16 protein-coding genes and 1 other RNA gene are annotated in these 20461 nt (G+C 61.5%); 14 read left to right on the forward strand and 3 right to left on the reverse strand.

What is annotated here, in order from left to right; all coding sequences use genetic code 11:
• Positions 1-2 precede the first annotated feature (2 nt).
• The 10 genes from ACP7BX_RS10615 to ACP7BX_RS10660 all read left to right on the forward strand — a co-directional run bounded on the left by ACP7BX_RS10615 (position 3) and on the right by ACP7BX_RS10660 (position 13672).
• Positions 3-662, forward strand: a complete 660-nt coding sequence (locus ACP7BX_RS10615; RefSeq protein WP_028617494.1) for a GntR family transcriptional regulator — start codon at positions 3-5, stop codon at positions 660-662.
• A gap of 2 nt (positions 663-664) precedes the next feature.
• A complete protein-coding gene (gene smc, locus ACP7BX_RS10620) occupies positions 665-4153 on the forward strand; it encodes a chromosome segregation protein SMC (protein WP_426126356.1) in 3489 nt (1162 codons plus the stop codon).
• Between the two features lie 259 nt (positions 4154-4412).
• Complete coding sequence (gene zipA, locus ACP7BX_RS10625) at positions 4413-5276, forward strand: cell division protein ZipA (RefSeq protein WP_016979286.1); 864 nt, start codon at positions 4413-4415, stop codon at positions 5274-5276.
• An 88-nt stretch (positions 5277-5364) separates the two neighbouring features.
• A complete protein-coding gene (ligA, locus tag ACP7BX_RS10630; protein WP_314529286.1) occupies positions 5365-7722 on the forward strand; it encodes an NAD-dependent DNA ligase LigA in 2358 nt (785 codons plus the stop codon).
• A 238-nt stretch (positions 7723-7960) separates the two neighbouring features.
• On the forward strand, positions 7961-9124 hold the full coding sequence (locus ACP7BX_RS10635; RefSeq protein ID WP_426126358.1) for a zinc-binding metallopeptidase family protein: 1164 nt from the start codon (positions 7961-7963) through the stop codon (positions 9122-9124).
• A 116-nt stretch (positions 9125-9240) separates the two neighbouring features.
• Positions 9241-9337, forward strand: an RNA gene (gene ffs / locus ACP7BX_RS10640) — signal recognition particle sRNA small type.
• 126 nt (positions 9338-9463) lie between these two features.
• Entirely contained in the window at positions 9464-9895 is a 432-nt protein-coding gene (locus ACP7BX_RS10645; protein ID WP_426126360.1) for a hypothetical protein, read from the forward strand.
• Between the two features lie 20 nt (positions 9896-9915).
• A complete protein-coding gene (locus ACP7BX_RS10650; protein ID WP_426126362.1) occupies positions 9916-11877 on the forward strand; it encodes a hypothetical protein in 1962 nt (653 codons plus the stop codon).
• 156 nt (positions 11878-12033) lie between these two features.
• Positions 12034-13080 carry an N-acetylmuramidase family protein gene (locus ACP7BX_RS10655; RefSeq protein WP_033900550.1) on the forward strand — a complete coding sequence of 349 codons (1047 nt, stop codon included), beginning with the start codon at positions 12034-12036 and terminating at the stop codon, positions 13078-13080.
• A gap of 1 nt (position 13081) precedes the next feature.
• Positions 13082-13672 carry a hypothetical protein gene (locus tag ACP7BX_RS10660; RefSeq protein WP_426126364.1) on the forward strand — a complete coding sequence of 197 codons (591 nt, stop codon included), beginning with the start codon at positions 13082-13084 and terminating at the stop codon, positions 13670-13672.
• On the opposite strand, the gene ACP7BX_RS10665 is transcribed toward ACP7BX_RS10660, so the two are convergent.
• Positions 13673-14536 (reverse strand): LysR family transcriptional regulator, encoded by an 864-nt coding sequence (locus ACP7BX_RS10665; RefSeq protein ID WP_178951814.1) that lies wholly within the window; start codon positions 14534-14536, stop codon positions 13673-13675.
• A 102-nt stretch (positions 14537-14638) separates the two neighbouring features.
• On the opposite strand from ACP7BX_RS10665, the gene ACP7BX_RS10670 reads away from it, so the two are divergent.
• Positions 14639-15598 carry a DMT family transporter gene (locus ACP7BX_RS10670; protein WP_426126367.1) on the forward strand — a complete coding sequence of 320 codons (960 nt, stop codon included), beginning with the start codon at positions 14639-14641 and terminating at the stop codon, positions 15596-15598.
• Here ACP7BX_RS10670 and ACP7BX_RS10675 read toward each other — a convergent pair.
• A complete protein-coding gene (locus ACP7BX_RS10675; RefSeq protein WP_426126369.1) occupies positions 15512-15883 on the reverse strand; it encodes a VOC family protein in 372 nt (123 codons plus the stop codon). The two genes, ACP7BX_RS10670 and ACP7BX_RS10675, sit on opposite strands and share 87 nt — an antisense overlap.
• Before the next feature lie 55 nt (positions 15884-15938).
• Positions 15939-16688: a substrate-binding periplasmic protein gene (locus ACP7BX_RS10680; protein ID WP_269131639.1), complete on the reverse strand. Its 750-nt coding sequence runs from the start codon at positions 16686-16688 to the stop codon at positions 15939-15941.
• 133 nt (positions 16689-16821) lie between these two features.
• On the opposite strand from ACP7BX_RS10680, the gene dnaX reads away from it, so the two are divergent.
• The 3 genes from dnaX to ACP7BX_RS10695 all read left to right on the forward strand — a co-directional run bounded on the left by dnaX (position 16822) and on the right by ACP7BX_RS10695 (position 20417).
• On the forward strand, positions 16822-18876 hold the full coding sequence (gene dnaX, locus ACP7BX_RS10685; protein WP_426126371.1) for a DNA polymerase III subunit gamma/tau: 2055 nt from the start codon (positions 16822-16824) through the stop codon (positions 18874-18876).
• A 42-nt stretch (positions 18877-18918) separates the two neighbouring features.
• Positions 18919-19257, forward strand: a complete 339-nt coding sequence (locus ACP7BX_RS10690) for a YbaB/EbfC family nucleoid-associated protein (RefSeq protein WP_003175481.1) — start codon at positions 18919-18921, stop codon at positions 19255-19257.
• A gap of 134 nt (positions 19258-19391) precedes the next feature.
• The gene (locus tag ACP7BX_RS10695) at positions 19392-20417 is read left to right on the forward strand and encodes an NADP-dependent oxidoreductase (protein ID WP_033900558.1); all 1026 of its coding nucleotides are present in this window, start codon (positions 19392-19394) and stop codon (positions 20415-20417) included.
• The last annotated feature ends 44 nt before the right edge of the window (positions 20418-20461 follow it).

A 20461-nucleotide genomic window follows, 5' to 3' on the forward strand; every position in this document is an offset into this window, starting at 1 on the left:
ACATGACGTTCAAGGCGCCGGACAGTCTCGCCGAGCAAATTGCTCACCACCTCGCCGAACGCATCATTCGCGGCGATCTCAAGCCTGGGGAGCGGATCCAGGAGCAAAAGGTCACGCTGGCACTCAATGTCAGCCGTGGTTCCGTGCGCGAAGCCTTGCTGATCCTCGAACGCCGCCACCTGATCGCGATCCTGCCGCGTCGTGGCGCCCACGTCACCGAACTCACGGCGCACAAGGTGCAGAGCCTGTGCACCTTGATGGGCGAGCTGTACATCCTGCTCGGCAACGCGGTGGCCCAGGGCTGGCAGACCCAGGCCGACATGGCGCCGTTCATGCAGATCCAGCAGCGCCTGATCGCCAGCTTCGAGCGCCAGGACATCCGCGCCTTCGTCGAAGAAAGCTTCAATGTGATGCGCGCCGCGTACCCCTTCGCCAACAACCCGTACCTGCAGGAAACCGTCGAGAACCTGCAACCGGCGATGAACCGCGCCTACTACCTAGCGCTGGATCAACGCAAGGCGTCCATGAGCGAGTACCTGGCGCTGTTCGAGCAACTGCTCGCCGCCGTACTGGCCCGTGACCTGCCGCAGATCCGCCAAGTGCTGTCGGCCTACGGCGAGCGCAGTTGCTCGCTGGTCATCGCTGCGTTGGCGGACGCCTAAGCGTGCGGCTCAAGTGCATCAAACTGGCGGGGTTCAAATCCTTCGTCGACCCGACCACGGTGAACTTCCCCAGTAACATGGCGGCGGTGGTCGGGCCCAATGGTTGCGGCAAGTCGAACATTATCGACGCCGTCCGTTGGGTGATGGGCGAGAGCTCGGCCAAGAACCTGCGTGGCGAGTCGATGACCGACGTCATCTTCAACGGCTCCACCAGCCGCAAGCCGGTGAGCCAGGCCAGCATCGAACTGGTGTTCGATAACTCTGACGGCACCTTGATTGGTGAGTACGCGGCCTATGCGGAAATTTCCATTCGCCGCAAAGTGACCCGCGACAGCCAGAACAGCTACTTCCTCAATGGCACCAAGTGCCGGCGCCGTGACATCACCGATATCTTCCTCGGCACAGGCCTGGGCCCGCGCAGCTACTCGATCATCGAGCAGGGCATGATCTCCAAGCTGATCGAAGCCAAGCCCGAAGACCTGCGCAACTTCATCGAGGAAGCGGCCGGCATCTCCAAGTACAAGGAGCGCCGCCGCGAGACCGAAAACCGTATCCGCCGCACCCATGAAAACCTCGCCCGCCTGACCGACCTGCGCGAAGAGCTGGAGCGTCAGTTGGAGCGCCTGCACCGCCAGGCCCAGGCCGCCGAGAAGTATCAGGAATACAAGGGTGAAGAACGCCAGCTCAAGGCACAACTCTCGGCCCTGCGCTGGCAGGCGCTGAATGACCAGGTCGGCCAGCGCGAAGCAATCATCGGCACCCAGGAAATCAGCTTTGAAGCCCTGGTGGCCGAGCAGCGCAACGCCGACGCCAGCATCGAACGCCTGCGTGACGGTCACCATGACCTGTCCGAGCGCTTCAATCTGGTGCAGGGCCGCTTCTATTCGGTGGGCGGCGACATTGCCCGCGTCGAGCAGAGCATCCAGCACGGCCAGCAACGCCTGCGCCAATTGCAGGATGACTTGAAGGAAGCCGAACGCGCACGCCTGGAAACCGAATCGCACCTGGGTCACGACCGCACCTTGCTGCTGACCCTCGGCGAAGAGCTGGACATGCTCACCCCCGAGCAGGAAATCACCAGCGCCGCCGCGGAAGAAGCCGCTGCCGCCCTGGAAGAATCCGAAACCACCATGCATGGCTGGCAGGAGCAGTGGGACACGTTCAACCTGCAATCTGCCGAGCCACGCCGTCAGGCCGAGGTGCAGCAGTCGCGCATCCAGCAACTGGAAACCAGCATGGAGCGTCTGGCCGAGCGCCAGCGCCGGATGCAGGAAGAACGCGCATTGCTGTCCGCCGACCCGGAAGACGCGGCGATCATGGAACTGAGCGAGCAACTGGCCGAAAGCGAAATGACGCTGGAAGAGCTGGAAGCCAGCGAAGAACAACAAGTGGAGCGCCTGGAGCAATTGCGTCAGCAACTGCAACAGGCGACCCAGGCGCAGCAGCAGGCCCAGGGTGATTTGCAGCGGCTCAATGGTCGATTGGCATCCTTGGAAGCTTTGCAGCAAGCCGCTTTGGATCCGGGCACCGGCACTGCCGAATGGCTGCGTGATCAGCATCTGGCCGAGCGCCCACGATTGGCCGAAGGCTTGAAAGTGGAAGCGGGCTGGGAACTGGCGGTAGAAACCGTGCTTGGCGCCGACCTGCAAGCCGTGCTGGTGGATGATTTTGGCGGGTTCGACCTGGCCGGTTTTGCCCAGGGCGATTTGCGTTTGCTCAGCCCGGCCGCCGACGGCACGCGGGTGCCGGGCAGTCTGTTGGATAAAGTAGAGGCTGCGATTGATCTGTCGCCCTGGTTGGGCCAGGTCAAACCGGTCGAATCACTGGAGCAGGCCTTGGCGCAACGCGGCCAACTTGGCGCCGGTGAAAGCCTGATCAGCCGCGACGGCTACTGGGTCGGCCGGCATTTCCTGCGTGTACGTCGCGCCAGTGAAGCCGAAAGCGGCGTATTGGCCCGTGGCCAGGAAATCGTCAACCTGATCGCCGAACGCGAAGAACGCGAAGCCACCCTCGAAAGCCTGGAAACCGAACTGCAAACCCTGCGCGCCACCCAGCGCCAGCAAGAGACCGGCCGCGAACACCTGCGCCGCTTGTTGCAGGACGAAGCGCGCCAGCAAGGCGAACTGAAAGCCCAGCTTTCCGCGAGCAAAGCCAAGGTCGAACAACTCACTCTGCGTCGCACCCGTCTTGATGAGGAAGTGGCGGAGATGGGCGAGCAACGCGCCCTGGAACACGAACAGATTGGCGAAGCGCGCCTGCAATTGCAGGAGGCCCTCGACAGCATGGCGCTGGACACCGAGCAGCGCGAATTGCTGCTGGCCCAGCGTGACAGCCTGCGCGAACGCCTCGACCGCGTGCGCCAGGAAGCCCGTCAGCACAAAGACCATGCCCACCAATTGGCGGTGCGCCTGGGCTCGCTCAAGGCCCAGCACGCGTCCACCGCCCAGGCCCTTGAACGCCTGGAGATGCAGTCCGAACGCCTCACCGAAAAGCGCGAACAACTGAGCCTCAACCTGGAAGAGGGCGAAGCGCCGCTGGAAGAGCTGCGCCTCAAGCTCGAAGAATTGCTCGACAAGCGCATGACCGTCGATGAAGAGCTCAAGACCGCGCAGATCGCCCTGGAAGACGCCGACCGCGAACTGCGCGACGCCGAAAAGCGCCGGACCCAGGCCGAGCAGCAATCCCAGCTGATCCGCGGCCAACTCGAACAGCAGCGCATGGAATGGCAAGCCCTGACCGTGCGCCGCAAGACCCTGCAAGACCAGTTGCTGGAAGACGGCTACGACCTGCACGGCGTGCTCAATACCCTGACCGCCCAGGCCAACGAGAAAGACGCCGAAGAAGAACTTGAGCGGATTGCTGCGCGTATTCAACGCCTGGGCGCGATCAACTTGGCGGCCATCGACGAGTACCAGCAACAATCCGAGCGTAAACGTTATCTGGATGCCCAGGACGCCGACCTGGTCGAAGCCCTGGACACCCTGGAAAACGTGATCCGCAAGATCGACAAGGAAACCCGCAACCGCTTCAAAGATACCTTTGATCAGATTAATGGCGGTTTACAGGCCTTATTCCCAAAAGTTTTCGGCGGTGGCAGCGCTTACTTGGAACTGACGGGCGAAGATCTACTCGATACAGGGGTAACGATCATGGCGCGGCCTCCGGGCAAGAAGAACAGCACCATCCATTTGTTGTCCGGCGGCGAAAAAGCCCTGACCGCGTTGGCCCTGGTATTTGCCATCTTCAAGTTGAACCCGGCGCCGTTCTGCATGCTGGACGAAGTTGACGCCCCGCTGGATGACGCTAACGTTGGACGGTACGCACGGTTGGTTAAAGAGATGTCCCAGACCGTGCAGTTCATCTATATCACCCACAACAAGATCGCCATGGAGATGGCGGATCAATTGATGGGGGTGACGATGCACGAACCGGGCTGTTCGCGTTTGGTTGCGGTGGATGTGGAAGAAGCGATGGCGATGGTGGAGTCTTGATCCATGCCGGGACAGAATTTTTATAGTGCGCGGTAAGACGCTTTACCGGTCTGGCGAAAGTGGCAAATGGACATATTTGTTCAAGGCATTTTGACAGACGGTGTAAAGTTATCTTTGGTCGTGCTAGTTTAATGTCAAATTTTCGTATGCGTGGGCAAAACGTCAGTCAGAACATAGAGTTGGCGCCACGTTTTAAAGCGGTTTGCACGTTGCTAAACCCCTTATTTTTCAGCATTTTTTATTAGAGGCACGGGATTACATGGAAATCGGTCTGCGCGAGTGGCTGATCGTCATCGGCATTATTGTCATTGCCGGTATTCTTTTTGATGGCTGGCGCCGCATGCGCGGTGGCAAGGGCAAGCTCAAATTCCGTCTGGACCGCAACCTGTCCAACTTGCCTGACGACGACGGCAGCGCCGAGCTGCTGGGGCCGCCCCGTGTGCTGGATACCCATAAAGAACCGCAACTGGACGAGCACGACTTGCCGTCGATGAGCGCGCCGGTGCGTGAAGCCCGCGAGCCGTCTTCCAAGCGTGGCAAGCGCGCCGCGCCGGTGGTGGCCGAGCCGCGCCAGGCCGACCTGGACCTGGACGTCGATGACGGCCCGAGCTTCAGCAGCCGCGACGATGATTTCCCGGATGAAAACGCTGGCAAGAATGCCCCGCGCCAATCCGTGAACGACCAGCCTGCCGCCGAAGAAGTGCTGGTGATCAGCGTGATCTGCCGCGATGCCGCCGGCTTCAAGGGCCCGGCTTTGTTGCAAAATATTCTGGAAAGCGGCCTGCGTTTCGGCGAGATGGATATCTTCCACCGTCACGAAAGCATGGCCGGTAACGGCGAAGTGCTGTTCTCCATGGCCAACGCGGTCAAGCCGGGCACCTTCGATCTGGACGATATCGACCTGTTCAGCACCCCGGCGGTGAGCTTCTTCCTCGGCCTGCCAGGCCCGCGTCACCCGAAACAGGCGTTCGACGTGATGGTCGCCGCAGCCCGCAAGCTGTCCCAGGAGCTGAACGGCGAACTCAAGGACGACCAACGCAGCGTCCTGACCGCCCAGACCATCGAGCATTACCGTCAGCGCATCGTCGAGTTCGAGCGTCGCGCCCTGACACAAAAACGCTGAGGATTGCTCCTCGGCGTTGTCGGATAGAATAAGCGCACTAACATATTGAGCAGCTTCGGCTGCTCTTTTGCTTTCTGAGAGAACACCCATGACCGCCGCCCACACCCGCATCCTCGAACTGCGCGCTGAACTGGATCAGCACAACTACCGCTACCACGTCCTCGACGAGCCGAGCATTCCGGATGCCGAGTACGACCGGCTGTTCCATGAGCTCAAGGCCCTGGAAGCCGAGCACCCGGACCTGGTCACGCGCGACTCCCCGACGCAACGGGTCGGCAGTGCGGCGTTGTCGGCGTTCACCCAGGTCAAGCATGAGATCCCCATGCTCAGCCTCGGCAACGCGTTTGATGAAACCACCATGTTGGAATTCGATCGCCGGGTCACCGAAGGCCTCGACCTGCCGGCCGGTGATCTGTTCGGCGGTGGCGCGGTCGTGGAATACAGCTGTGAACCTAAGCTGGATGGCCTGGCGGTCAGCCTGCTGTATCAGGACGGTGAGCTGGTGCGCGGCGCCACCCGTGGCGACGGCACCACCGGCGAAGACATCAGCGTCAACGTACGCACCGTGCGCAATATCCCGTTGAAACTGCACGGCAGCGGCTGGCCGGCGACCCTGGAAGTGCGGGGTGAAGTGTTCATGTCCAAGGCCGGTTTCGAGCGGCTCAACGCCTCGCAACTGGAAGTCGGCGGCAAGACTTTCGCCAACCCGCGCAACGCCGCGGCCGGTAGCCTGCGCCAGTTGGATTCGAAGATCACCGCCAGCCGACCCTTGGAGTTCTGCTGCTACGGTGTGACCACCGATATCAGCGACACCCACATCGGCAACCTGCAACAGTTGCAGAAATGGGGCATGCCCATCAGCCATGAGCTGAAGCTGGCCAAGGGCATCCAGGATTGCCTGGACTACTACCGCGATATAGGCGAACGCCGTAACAGCCTGCCGTATGAGATCGACGGCGTGGTGTTCAAGGTCAACAGCATCGCTTCCCAGCGTGAGCTGGGCTTCCGTGCTCGCGAACCGCGCTGGGCCATTGCGCATAAATTCCCGGCCCTGGAAGAGCTGACCGAATTGCTCGACGTGGAGTTCCAGGTCGGCCGCACGGGCGCCGTCACGCCAGTGGCACGGCTCAAACCGGTCAAGGTCGCGGGTGTCACCGTGTCCAATGCCACCTTGCACAACATGGATGAAGTGGCGCGCCTGGGCGTGATGATCGGCGATACCGTGATCATCCGCCGCGCGGGGGATGTGATCCCGCAGGTGGTCTCGGTGGTGCTTGAGCGTCGCCCGGAAAACGCGCGTGCGGTGCCGATCCCCGAGCGCTGCCCGGTGTGTGGTTCCCACGTGGAACGCACGCAACTGGTCAAGCGCAGCAAGGGCAAGGAAACCGTCAGCGAAGGCGCGGTGTACCGCTGCGTCGGGCGTCTGGCCTGTGGCGCGCAGCTCAAGCAGGCGATCATCCACTTCGTCTCGCGCCGCGCCATGGACATCGACGGCCTGGGCGACAAGACCATCGAGCAACTGGTGGATGAAAAGCTCATCGGCTCGCCGGCCGACCTCTACAAGCTCAAGTACGAGCAGATCATTGACCTGGAAGGCTTTGCCGACATTTCCAGCAAGAAGCTGATCACCGCCATCGAAAACAGCAAGTCTCCGACCCTCGCGCGTTTCATCTACGCCCTCGGCATTCCCGATGTAGGCGAGGAGACCGCCAAGGTGCTGGCGCGCTCCCTGGCCTCCCTGGAGCGCGTGCAGAAGGCCTTGCCCGAAGTGCTCACGTACTTGCCGGACGTGGGCCTGGAAGTGGCGCATGAGATTCATAGTTTCTTTGAAGACAGCCATAACCAGGACGTGATCGGCGCGCTGCTGTCGCCGCAAGAGTGTGGCCTGCAATTGCAGGATGAGGGCGACCTGAGTGCCGAATTCTCCGCCAGCACCACCTTGGGCGGGTTGCTCGACAAGCTGCACGTACCGAGCGTCGGCCCCGGTGCTGCGCAGAAGCTGGCGGACAAGTTCGTCACCCTCGAAGGCGTGATCAAGGCCGACTGGCTCGACATGCGCCAGGCCCTGCCCGAGAAGCAGGCCAAGGCCGTGCGCGAGTTCTTCGACAACGCCGAGAATGCCCGCCGCGCCCTGGCCATCGAGCAACAGCTCAAGGACTTCGGCATGCATTGGGACAGTGAGAAGAAAGTCGTCGAAGGCTTGCCCGAAGCGGGCCACACCTGGGTACTCACTGGCTCCCTGGAGCTGATGAGCCGCGACGTGGCCAAGGAAAAGCTCGAAAGCCTCGGCGCCAAGGTGGCGGGTTCCGTCTCGGCGAAAACCCATTGTGTGGTAGCGGGGCCGGGTGCGGGTTCCAAACTGGCCAAGGCCAGCGAGCTGGGCCTGAAGGTATTGGACGAAGAGGCTTTCGTCGCCTTCCTCGCCAAGCACAACATCACGGTCTGATAGCGTTTTGTGATGGGCTGGCTTTTGTAGTGAGCGGGCTTGCCCCGCGCTGGGCTACGAAGCAGCCCTAAATCCAGGCACTTCGGTCTATCTGAACCACCTCGTGGTCATTATTGGGGCTGCTTCGCAGCCCAACGCGGGACAAGCCCGCTCGCCACAATAAGCCCGCTCATACAACAATGTGGAACGATCCAGAAGAACAAATGATCTAGTCTCAGTCACCCAGGGAGAGATCGCCATGTTCCGCTACTTTGAGCAACTCAGTTCGCGCATCGCTGCACCCTTCGTAGCCGGCACCTCCCGCGACAGCAAGGTGTGGCAGTGCCGCTGCGGCCAATCGTTGTTCTTTCGCAACAGCCAGTGCCTGGCCTGCCAGGCGCTGCTGGGCTATCAACCCCAACAAAGTCGACTCGCCTCCCTGCAACCCGGCCCGGTCGAAGGCACTTGGCTACAGGACGGCAACCTCGACGCCGGTGCCTTCCGCCGCTGCGCCAACCTCGACACGCCGGCCGCCTGCAACTGGCTGATCCCTGCCCACAGCACCGCGCCGCTGTGCGTGGCGTGCAGCCTGAACCGCACCATTCCTGACTTGTCGGTGCCGGAAAACCCCGAACGCTGGCGCAAAGTCGAAACCGCCAAGCGCCGCCTGGTGGCGCAACTCATCAGCCTGGGTCTGCAAGTGGTGCCCAAAAGCGTCGACGAAGACACCGGCCTGGCCTTCGACTTCGTGGGTATCGACCTGGAGGGCAATGCCCCCATGACCGGCCACTCGAACGGCCTGATCACACTCGATATAAAGGAAGCCGACGACGCCCACCGCGAAAAAGTCCGCGTACAAATGCGCGAACCCTACCGCACCCTGCTCGGGCACTTTCGCCATGAAGTCGGCCATTACTATTGGGACCGGCTGATCGCCAATACCCATTGGCTTGAACCGTTTCGCCAGCTGTTCGGCGACGAACGCGCCAGTTACGCCGAGGCCCTCGACCAGCACTACCAGAACGGCCCACGCCCGGACTGGCAGCAAACCTGCGTCAGCGCCTACGCCACCATGCACCCTTGGGAAGACTGGGCCGAAACCTGGGCGCATTACCTGCACATGATGGACGCCGTCGACACCGCCCTCGGCTTTGGCATGAGCGCCCGCGAGATGGACCTGGATTACCAGCCATTCCCACTCACCACCCTCTACGACCCCGAACACCCTGGCGGCGCGGCGTTCCTGTCGTTCGTCAACGCCTGGATCGAGTTGGCCGGCATGCTCAATGAACTGTCGCGCAGCATGGGCCAGCCGGATTTCTATCCCTTTGTGCTGCCACCGGCGGTGATTGCCAAATTGCACTTCATTCATCTGGTGATTCAGGAGGAGGGCGGCAGGGCCGATGAGGCGGTGATTCTGTAGGGGCACAAGTGCTTGAGCCCCTTCATATTTTTAATCCACCCCCAACGGTTGTAACTTCCGATGAGATCGGTACAATGGCCCCGCTTGCCGAGAGGCAGGCGTCGTTATGGTGACCCCATCGGTCCCCCCGCAACGATTACCCGTGAACCTGGTCAGAGCCGGAAGGCAGCAGCCACAGCGGGAACATTGTGTGCCGGGGTGTGGCTGGTGGGGTTGCCTCCATAACGCTCTTCCTTGCAACACCTCCTTAAATTCAATTCAAAAAATGCGTCCAAGCCATCTGCCATCGAGCAGTCCATGGCGGCATACTCCAGTGCCTGGCATCCGGAGACAACACACGTGGAAAAAGTCGACGACCTCACGCGCGAAAAGCTGCGGGAGTGGCAGATGCGGCGCCTGGAGATCAAGGACCGCATTCAATCCCATCCTGAACAGACCCTGGAATTGTCGCGGGTGCTGGACCTTATGGACGACGAGCACGCGGAAATCCTCAGCCAGGCGGAAATGATCCGGACGGGGGAGGTGGCCAACGAGCCCGCACCGCCCGCCGATCCAGCAGCGCCGCCCCTTACAGGTGCCTACACGCTGCAATTGAATGTGGCCGCACAGAGCGCCGAAGACCTGCGCCGGCTACTGGATATGGCGGTTTTCGAACTCCAGCAGCAGGTCAGCGCGATGGCCGCTACGGCTGACGCGGGTCCTCATTGCGGCGGAATGTCGGGCTCCCTGGGGGAGTATCGGTTTGAACTGGGCGGTCAGGGCAATGCCTGATTCCCTGGCGGCGAGGCGTTATGCAACCGGAACACTTTGATTTATCCAGCCCCGTCTTCCTGCCTGTCACGGAGGAAACCTGCACGGCCCTGCTCGGCGCGGACGCTGCCAAGGCCCTGGTCGGCCTGACGAACCCCGAGCTGGCCGCCGTGCTGGTGATCCAGAACCTGGCCCAGGCGGCGCAAAAGGACCTGACGTGTGCGGCTGCCGAGCGCATCTTGGCCAAGTTGCTCGATTGGTCGGTGGATTCCCAGGCAGAGGGCGCCGCCACGTTGTTGTCCGAAGCCCAGCGGCTGTTCGATCCGCGCAAGCTGTACTTCGGCTTCAATGCCCTTAAAACCGTCAATCTGCGCTTGCTTTCGGCTGAAGAAGTCGCCACGCGGGATTACCTTCTGCCTACGGGTAAATGGGATATCGGCTACAAGGTCCGCCATTTGCGCAGTAACGACCCGTTCAGCCAGCAGATGGTCACGCCCCGGCACCGCGAGCGCTGGCTCAGCCCGGCCCAGGACAAGCTGGTGCGGACCTTCCGCGCCAACCTCAATGAAGACCTGCATGTTCAAGGCTACGCCGGCATTGGCAAGAGCCACCTGCTCGGCGCTTTGATGGAGTGCCTGCGGCCGGCCCAGACCCTGATACTGGCCCGCACGGGGGCAAAACTCGCGACTTTGCGTGAACGCATGGGGCTGGCCAAGGACAGTAAGACCGGTTCGACCTTTGCCGCCTTCGCCAAGGCACTCTTGCAAGGGCAGCGCCCCGCCGCGCAGGCCACGCCGGCCCGGTTGCCCGGCAAACACGAAGTGTCGCAGACCCTGAATATCCATGGCTGGCGCGGACACGATGGCGCGGCCACGCTCGATATCTGCCTGAAGGTGCTCGACAGCTATTGCCACTCCAACCATCACAGTCTGTCGGCAAGGCATTTGCCGCATTTCAAACAGCCTCTGTCCAGTGTGGATGCCCAGGCGTTGCTGGAGTACTCCAGCCGGTTGTGGACGTACGTTCAAGCCAACCCGCAATGGGCCGGTCAGACGGCCTTTGCAGCGCTGTTGCTGGTAAAACGCGCAAGCCTCGATGGATGCGTAGTGCCGCCGCGCTACACCCATGTGCTGATCGATGAAAGCCAGGACATTCCGCCTTCGTTGTTGCAGATTATCGAGCGTGGCCGCCAAGTGCTGATCACCCTTGGCGATGAGTACCAATTGGCCAGCGGTGTAATGGTCAGGCGCAAGCGTGAAGTCCGGCACACCGATATCAATTACTCGGTGCGTTCGGGCCGCAACGTCGAGCGCCTGGTCAACCCGCTGATCAGCGTGCACTCGCAGAAGGGCAAGACGCCCTTCGAAGGCGCACGGGATGCCGACGTCGGCATTGAGCATTACCCTCAGGGCTTCGTGCCGCCCGAAGGCTGCGTGGTGTTGACCGCGTCCCCTTGGGACACCATGAAATGGGCCATCCAGTTGCAACAGGCCAACTGCCCATTTGGCTTCTTCGACAGTGCCGCGCAACAGGATCTGCAGCGCTTCATGATCAGCGTCATCGCGCTGTTCAAGCCGGAGTTCTACAGCAACGAGCACAACGACAACGGCCCCCATGCGTACTTCAGCGACATGGATGACTGGCAACAGGTGCGCGATGCCAGCCAGTACGACGAGTCGTTCCTGTGGGTCGAGAGCGAGCTGGAAAAAGGCTTCAACGTCGCTGATATCACGCGTTTGAACCGCCTCAGCGGCGTCCCCGGCAAACACTGCCTGCTGATGTTGGCGGAGGAGGCGGGCGGCATGGAGTTCGACCGCGTGTTACTGACGCCAGAGTTGTTGACCAACGTGAAGTTCAAGGACGCCTATGCGTTCGACCAGCGACTGTGTGCGGTGTACATCGCCATTTCACGGGCTCGGGTGCAGCTGTACCTGCCTTACGACGTGGTTGAGTGGATTGATTTCCACACCTATCAGAAAACCCGCGAATTCCACGGTTACTGATTTATTTAATTCGGCTGTTTCACAACTTTCAGCGGTCGCTCTGGACAACCTAAAACCACCTTGTTAGTTTCCGCCAGCCACTTGTTTCAGAGTATGACAAGGTGGGGAGTTGATATTGAAGTGCCATCACTTCTTTAACTAACAAGGATGTCTTTGATGAAAAGCCTGCAAGGGTTGCCCCGTCTTATCAGTGCCTCGGTAGGTGCGCCCGGTAAAGCCCGCAACTTGCCCGCCGATGTGCAGTGCATCCAATATTTATTCAATCTGATCATTCCAAAACTGGGTTTTCCGCTGACCGAAAACGGTAAGTGCGATGGCCAGTTGGTGCAGTGCATCAGCCAGTACCAGTTCCGTCATCTCAAATATGCGCACCCCGATGGAGTGATCGACCCGACCGGTAAAACCTTCAACAGCCTGATCGAAGAGGCGGTGAAGGTGCCGGTGAAGGCGTTTCCGAGCATGCGCATCCCGACTTTCCTGAATGTGTTCGGCAACAACCAGGGCGATGCGGTACAGGCCACGGTCAATGTGTACCTGGACCGCATGCGCGCGATGATCGAGGCCGAGAAGCGCAACCGCCAGTTGATGCTCCAGGCCACGTGCGACGGGGGCATGACCCTCAGCGAAAGCGATTTCCAGAATGCCGCCACCCAGTTGGGCGGCGGTATTTCGGTGAATATCATCAAGGCGTTCGCCACCGTGGAGTCCGGCGGGCGTTCGGGGTTCGGGCCGGCCAAGCTGCCGGTGATCGCGTTTGAAGGGCACCTGTTTCGCAAGTACACCAAGCACATCTACGACCAGGCGCATCCGCTGCTGTCCTACCCCTACAAGAAAAAGGCCGGGCCGCAGTGGCAGGCCAATAACAAGGACCAGGCCAAGGCCTGGGAAACCATGGCCACCGCCTTTGCGCTGGATCAGGAAGCCGCGTTGATGTCGGCGTCCTGGGGCATGTTTCAGATCATGGGCTTCAACTACGCGTCCTGTGGTTACAAGACGGTGTTTGAATTCTCGGCGGCATTAAAAGTGAATGCCGGCAACCAACTAAAGGCGTTCCTCGGTTTCTGCAGCAAGAGCCCGGCATTGATGAAAGCCATGAAAAGCAAAGATTTCACCGGCATGGCGCGTAACTATAACGGCGAGGACTACGGCAACTATGACGTCCTTATGCAAAAAGCCTACGAGAAACTTGAAGGGAAAAAATAAGATGATGCGTTTTCTAGCAGTAGGTGTGTTGTCGTTGTGCGCCGTTGTCCCCGCATTTGCCGGTTCGCCTGTGTTGCATTCTGGCAAGTACGAAGGGCTGATGCTGGCGGTGACGCCTGAGCACCAGGTGGAAGGTTATTACTCGGAAGCGATGGGCGAGGGCGTGACCCGCAGCTGCGCGTTCTACCTGCAAGGCAAGCCCGCCGCGCTGACCACTTGGCTCGATGAGGCTTATCCCGGCAGCGTGGCGCCTTCATCCGACGGCGTGACCCTGACCGTGGCGGAAGGCCGTCAGCACCCCGGCTGCCTTAATGTGCTGATGCCGGAGATTGCTACCGGTCTGGACTTGACCCAGACCGCCAGCACGAAATGGATCGGCCTGGTGAAGGTGTCCGCCGACAAGGCCTACCTGTTGAAGAGCCCGAGTGCCAAGGCCGCCAAGCGCCCCTACATTGTCAAGAATGACGTGGTCGGTGTGCTGGCCTTCAAGGATGGCTGGGCCCAGGTCGAGTTCATCAATGCCGATGACCGCTCGTTTACTGGCTGGATCAGCCAGGACCAGTACGCGCGTTTGGCGGCCCCCAAAAGCTGATCAGCCGAAGGTTTCACGCAACAACCCAGCAAATGCATCCCGCGCCAGATGCCGCTGGGTGTCCTTGTGCCAGAACAGCAGGTTGTCCACCGCCTGCAGTTCATCGAACCGGTACGACGCCAGCTGATTGGCCTGCTCATAGCGGGCCAGGATGCCTTCCGGCGCCAGCGCCACGCCGATCCCGGCACTCACGCAACCAATGATCGTGCCCCAACTGGCATAGCTGGCAATGGTCGGCTTGAAGGCGTGGGGCTTGACCCAGTTCTCCAACGCCGCCCGATAGGGGCAGCCCGGTGGCCACACCAGCAAGGTGCGGCCAGCCAGGTCTTCGGCGCTGCGGATCGGTTCGCTGGAGGCGCTGGCGATCAGCACCAGGCGCTCGCTGTAGACCACGCTGTGGTCGAGCTTTGCGCGTTTGTTGCCGGCGGCCACCAGCGCCACATCCAGGCGATGGTGTTGCAGGTCATCGAGCAGTTCGCCCCAGGCGCCGGTCACCAATTCCAGGCTGACATCCGGGTAGCGCCGGTGATACTCCGCCAACAGCGGCGGCAGGCGGCCACTGGCGCTGGACTCCACCGCGCCGATGCGCAGGGTGCCACGGGGAATGGCGTTGGCGTCCACGGCGCGTTTGGATTCGTCCACCAGGGCGAGGATGCGTTCGCAGTATTCGAGGAAAATCTCCCCCGCCGCACTGATCGCCAACCCACGGCCCGCGCGGATGAACAGCGGCGTGCCCAACTCGCTTTCCAGTTGCTTGATGCGCGTGGTGATGTTGGACGGCACACAATGCAGTTGCACGGCGGCCTGGGCCACGCTGCCGGTTTGCGCCACGGCTCGCACCATTTTCAGTTGGGCCAGTTCCATTGCTCAGTTCCAGTGATTTCAGAAGTCAGAAACGCTTAATTGTCCTACGCCTTGTGCGGGCCAAGACTGACGGCATTCCTTCTCAGTTTTCGGATGCCGTCGATGAACACCCCGTCACCCCTGAAGCTTACGCTAGTCATCGCCAGCGTCATCCTCTGTTGGGCCTATTCGCCGATTGGCGTGCACATGGGGCTGCACAGCTACAGCCCTGGCCAGCTGGCGCTGCTGCGGTTCTTGATCGCTTCGGTGTTCATGGCCAGTGTGGCGCTGGTGATGGGCATTGGCCGGCCGCGCCTGCGGGATCTGCCGTGGCTGTTGGTGTTGAGTTTTTTCGGGGTGTTCCTGCATCACACCAGCCTCAATTACGGACAGCAATTCGTCACGGCGGCGGCGTCCAGCGTGTTGGCGCAATCGGCGCCGCTGTTCAGCGTGCTGATCGCGTTTTTCTGTTTGAAGGAACGGGTCAGCCTCTGGCGCTGGAGCTGTGTGTTGCTCGGCCTGCTGGGTGTGCTGGTGGTGATCTGGGGCGATCACGGCCTGGGCGATATCGACCCGCGTGGCCTGTTGATCCTGCTGGCGGCGGTGTCGTGGAGCCTGTACTTCGCCATCCAGAAACACTACGCCCATCGCTACAGCCCGCTGACCATGGCGTGCTACATGGTGTGGGCCGGCACGCTGATGCTCTGTGTGAACCTGCCAGGTCTGCCCGCCGCCGTAATGCAGGCGCCGTTGCCGGAAAACCTCGCGGTGCTGGTGCTCGGGATCTTTCCGAGTGCCCTGGCGTACCTGGCCTGGGGTTATGTGCTGAAACATGTTGAGGTCAGCCGCGCCTCGGTGGCGATGTACCTGATCCCGCCCGTGGCCATGACGATGGCGGCAACACTGCTGGGCGAGCACATCGCCCTGCAAGTGGTGCTGGGCGGTGTGATCGTGCTGGCCAGCGTAGCCGCCATCAGCCTGGAAGGGCGCTGGCGGTCACTCGCTCAGGCAAAACGCGCGCAGCCGGTGGCCGTCGAGGTCCTCGGCGACGAAGGTGTAGCCGAAATCCAGGGTGGTCGGTGACTGGATGATCGTCGCGCCGCGCTCTACCCACAGATCGTGCAGGGCATCCACGGCGGCCTTGTCGGCCAGGGACATCCCCACTTCACCGCCACCGCCCGTGAGCTGCGCGGCGGGTTCCACGGTATGGCGCGACCACAGCCCCAGCTTCACGCCATTGTCGAGAATGAACAGGGCGAAGGTCGGGTTGAGCTCCACCGGCGGCTTGTCCAGCAGGCGGCTATAGAAGTTGGCGCTGGTGGCCGGGCTGTCGACGTAGAGCAAAAAGTAATGGGCGACGGTGTGCATGTTGGCTCCTTGGAAGGGCGTGTTGTGAGGGAGCCGAGTCTATAAGGCGGTGCTGTCAGTTCCTGTCAGGAGTCTCACCGGTGTAGAGCTGGATGATCTGGTCGATCTCGCCCGACATCTTCATCCGCAACAAGGTGCGCAGGATCAACTGCACCGGCACGTTCGGGTCATTGCGCACGGTGCAGCCAAGGCTCTGTTCATCGATCACCGCCACCTTGTGCAGGCGTTTGCCCACCGGCATCCGCTGGTTGAAGCGGTCGAGGATCCATTCATTGATCACTGCGAACTTGAAACGCCCGGCCACCAGTTTGTGCAGCACCTGTTCTTCGCTGCGCGCATCGTCGCGGCTGAGTTGGCCGCCGGCAAACAGCGGGTCGAGGGTGGCGTAGCGGTAATTGAGCACGGTGCCGATGGCTTGCGGCGCGAGTTGGTCGATGTGTATCGGCTGCGGCGGAATGTGCGTGCTGACCAACAGGTTGCGCTGCACCATCAGCGGAATGCTCCAGGTGTAGTCGCCGGACTGGTCGTCGACCCAGGCCTGGGTGACATAACAGCGCACATCGATATCGCCGTGTTCCATGGCGCTGGAGATGCGCGCCCGGGCCAGCACGTGGAATTGTGCCGGGCGGCCGACCTGAGTGGCCAGGCTTAACATCACGTCATACAAAATGCCCTGGGTAGGCCGGCCGTCCTCCAGCTGCACCATGGGCATCGCCCAACTGTCGGAAACCGAGAAACGCAGCGGTGCGGGCGCTGCAAGGCTGGCCGTGGCAATCATCCATAAAACGCCCAGGACTGCGCGCATAAGCTCTCCGGGTTCAGGCCTTTTTGGGGCCAGTCACAAGAGCTTAGTCAGATTAGGCAAGCGTGCCGGATGCAATTTCCCCCTTGCTCCGCTAGCATTACCGGCTTCTGTTTCCCAGTTGCGACGGTTTTCGATGAGTTATCAGGTTCTTGCACGTAAATGGCGTCCGCGCTCGTTCCGCGAAATGGTCGGCCAGACCCATGTGCTCAAGGCTCTGATCAATGCCTTGGACAGCCAGCGGCTGCACCACGCGTACCTGTTCACCGGTACGCGAGGGGTGGGCAAGACCACCATTGCGCGCATCATCGCCAAATGCCTGAACTGTGAAACCGGTATCACTTCCACGCCATGCGGCACCTGCTCGGTGTGCAAGGAAATCGACGAAGGGCGCTTTGTCGACCTGATCGAGATCGACGCCGCAAGCCGCACCAAGGTCGAAGACACCCGCGAGCTGCTCGACAACGTCCAGTACGCGCCGAGTCGCGGCCGCTTCAAGGTCTACCTGATCGACGAAGTGCACATGCTCTCCAGCCATTCCTTCAACGCCCTGTTGAAAACCCTGGAAGAGCCGCCGCCCTACGTCAAATTCATCCTGGCCACCACCGACCCGCAGAAACTTCCTGCAACGATTCTGTCGCGGTGCCTGCAGTTCTCCCTGAAAAACATGACCCCCGAGCGCGTGGTCGAGCATTTGACCCACGTGCTGGGCGTCGAGAACGTACCGTTCGAAGACGACGCGCTGTGGCTGCTTGGCCGCGCCGCCGATGGCTCGATGCGTGACGCCATGAGCCTCACCGACCAGGCCATCGCCTTTGGTGAAGGCAAGGTCATGGCTGCCGATGTGCGCGCCATGCTCGGCACCCTCGACCACGGTCAGGTTTTCGATGTGCTGCACGCGTTGATCGAAGGCGACGCCAAGGCGTTGCTCGAAGCCGTGCGTCACCTGTCGGAGCAAGGCCCGGACTGGAACGGTGTGCTCTCGGAGATCCTCAATGTGCTGCACCGTGTCGCCATCGCCCAGGCCCTGCCTGAGGGTGTCGACAACGGCCATGGCGACCGTGACCGCGTGTTGGCCCTGGCCCAGGCATTGCCGGCCGAAGATGTGCAGTTCTATTACCAAATGGGCCTGATCGGCCGCCGTGACCTGCCCCTGGCGCCCGACCCGCGTGGCGGCTTTGAAATGGTGCTGCTGCGGATGCTGGCGTTCCGGCCCGCCGATTCGGCCGATGCGCCGAGACAGCCGCTAAAGCCAGTGGGGATCAGCCAGGCCACAGTTGATTCCGCCAAACCAGTGGCTGGCGCGGCGGTGGTCGCGCCAGTGGTGGCTGCGCCTGCGCCAGTCGCGCCGGTGCCCGAGCCTGAGCCTGTGGTCGCTGCGCTGGTGGTCGAGCCGGAACCGGTTATCGAGCCTGAGCCGGTCGTCGACCTGCCCTGGAATGATCCGGTTGAAGCTGAAGTCGAAGCCGAGCAAGCGCCCGCCGTGGAGCCTTTGCTGGAAACCACCGGCGAGCAGCCCGAGCTGACCCCTATGCCCACGCCGACCCCGGACAGTGTGGTGCCGGACGCCCCGGAATGGGTGTCCGCGCCGGTTCCCGAGCCGACCGTGGCCCAGGTGGAAGCCGCCACGCCGGGCATCGACCTCGACGACGAACCGCCGCTGGACGAAGACTACATCGAGCCGGACATGGATTCGGCCTACAGCTACCTGGACGACCTAGCCAGCGAACACACCGCCGAACCGGCCCCCGAGCCCGAGGCGGAACCCGCTGCCGCGCCGGCCACCGGCCTGGCCCTGCAATGGCTGGAATTATTTCCGAAGCTGCCGATTTCCGGCATGACCGGTAGCATCGCCGCCAACTGCACGCTGATTTCCATCGACGGCGATCACTGGCTGTTGCACCTGGACCCGGCCCACAGCGCCCTGTTCAACGCGACCCAGCAACGTCGCCTGAATGACGCACTGAACCAGTACCATGAGCGCACGCTGACCATTGCCATCGAGCTGATCAAGCCCGAGCAGGAAACCCCGGCCCAGGCCGCGACCCGCCGGCGTATCAACCGCCAGCGTGAGGCCGAGGACTCGATCCATGGTGATCCGCTCATCCAGCAAATGATGCAACAGTTCGGTGCGGTCGTCCGTCACGATACTATTGAACCTGTCGAAGCCCCGGTGCCCCAGGCGTCATAAACCGGGCTACTAACTTGATCCACGTACTTTGAGGTGATTCCCATGATGAAAGGTGGCATGGCCGGCCTGATGAAGCAGGCACAGCAGATGCAGGAAAAGATGGCCAAGATGCAGGAAGAACTGGCCAACGCCGAAGTCACCGGTAAAGCCGGTGGCGATATGGTCAGCGTGGTGATGACCGGTCGTCACGACATCAAGCGTGTGAGCATCGACCCAAGCGTATTGCCTGGCGTCGGTGAAGATGACCTGGAAATGCTCGAAGCCTTGTTCGCCGCGGCCGTCAACGACGCCGTGCGCAAGATCGAAGCCAACAGCCAGGAAAAAATGGGTGGCGTGACCGCTGGCATGCAATTGCCACCGGGCATGAAGCTGCCGTTCTGATCCGGTAGCGTTAGCTAGACTCCAATGCCAGGCCTCGTGCCTGGCATTTTTGTTTGTGCCAAATCTGATCGAACCCTGGCACGGCACGCATGGTCTGCACCCTATACCGATGGATTCGATAAAGGAGCCCCTTCATGCCTCAAGAACCGACCCTGAACCAGCGCATTGTCCTGGTCTCACGCCCTCAGGGCGCACCGACTCCGGAAAACTTCCGCCTGGAACGCGTGAATTTGCCGGAGTTGGCCGACGGCCAGGTCCTGCTGAAGACGTTGTACCTGTCCCTGGACCCTTATATGCGCGGGCGCATGAGCGACGCACCGTCCTACGCCGCGCCGGTAGAAATCGATGAAGTGATGACCGGCGGGGCTGTCAGCCGTATCGAGCAGTCGCGTAATCCGAAATTTGAAGTGGGCGACCTGGTGGTCGGCTCGACCGGTTGGCAGAGCCACAGCATTTCCGATGGCCGTAATCTGATGCCGGTGCCCAAGGGCCTGGCCAGCCCGTCCATGGCCCTCGGAGTGCTGGGCATGCCGGGCATGACCGCCTACATGGGCCTGATGGACATCGGCCAGCCCAAAACCGGGGAAACCCTGGTCGTCGCCGCGGCGTCTGGCGCGGTGGGCTCGGTGGTGGGGCAGGTGGCCAAGCTCAAGGGCTTGCGCGTGGTCGGCATCGCCGGAGGCGCAGACAAGTGCCGCTACGTGGTGGATGAGTTGGGCTTCGATGCCTGCATCGACCACAAAAGCGAACACTTCGCCGATGAATTGGCCCAGGCCTGCTTCAAGGGTGTGGACATCTATTTCGAGAACGTCGGCGGCAAGGTGTTCGACGCCGTGGTGCCCTTGCTCAATCCCAAGGCCCGGATTCCACTGTGTGGGCTCATCGCCGGCTACAACGCCCACCAACCCCCCAGCGGCCCGGACCGGCTGCCGGCGCTGCAACGGACCTTGCTGACCAAGCGCGTGCGTATCCAGGGCTTTATCGTGTTCGATGACTACGGTGATCGCCAGCCCGAATTCCTCAGCGCGATGGCGCCGTGGGTGCGTGACGGCAAGATCAAGTTCCGTGAGGATGTGGTCGAGGGCCTGGAGCAGGCGCCCGAAGCCTTTATCGGTCTGTTGGAAGGGCGCAACTTCGGCAAGTTGGTCGTGCGCATTTGACGCTTATCCGGGGCGCGGGTATAAACCGCGTCTCGTTGTTTTGT

Source organism: Pseudomonas sp. DWP3-1-3b3 (genome assembly GCF_049896305.1).
Classification (GTDB): Bacteria; Pseudomonadota; Gammaproteobacteria; order Pseudomonadales; family Pseudomonadaceae; genus Aquipseudomonas; species Aquipseudomonas azotoformans_A.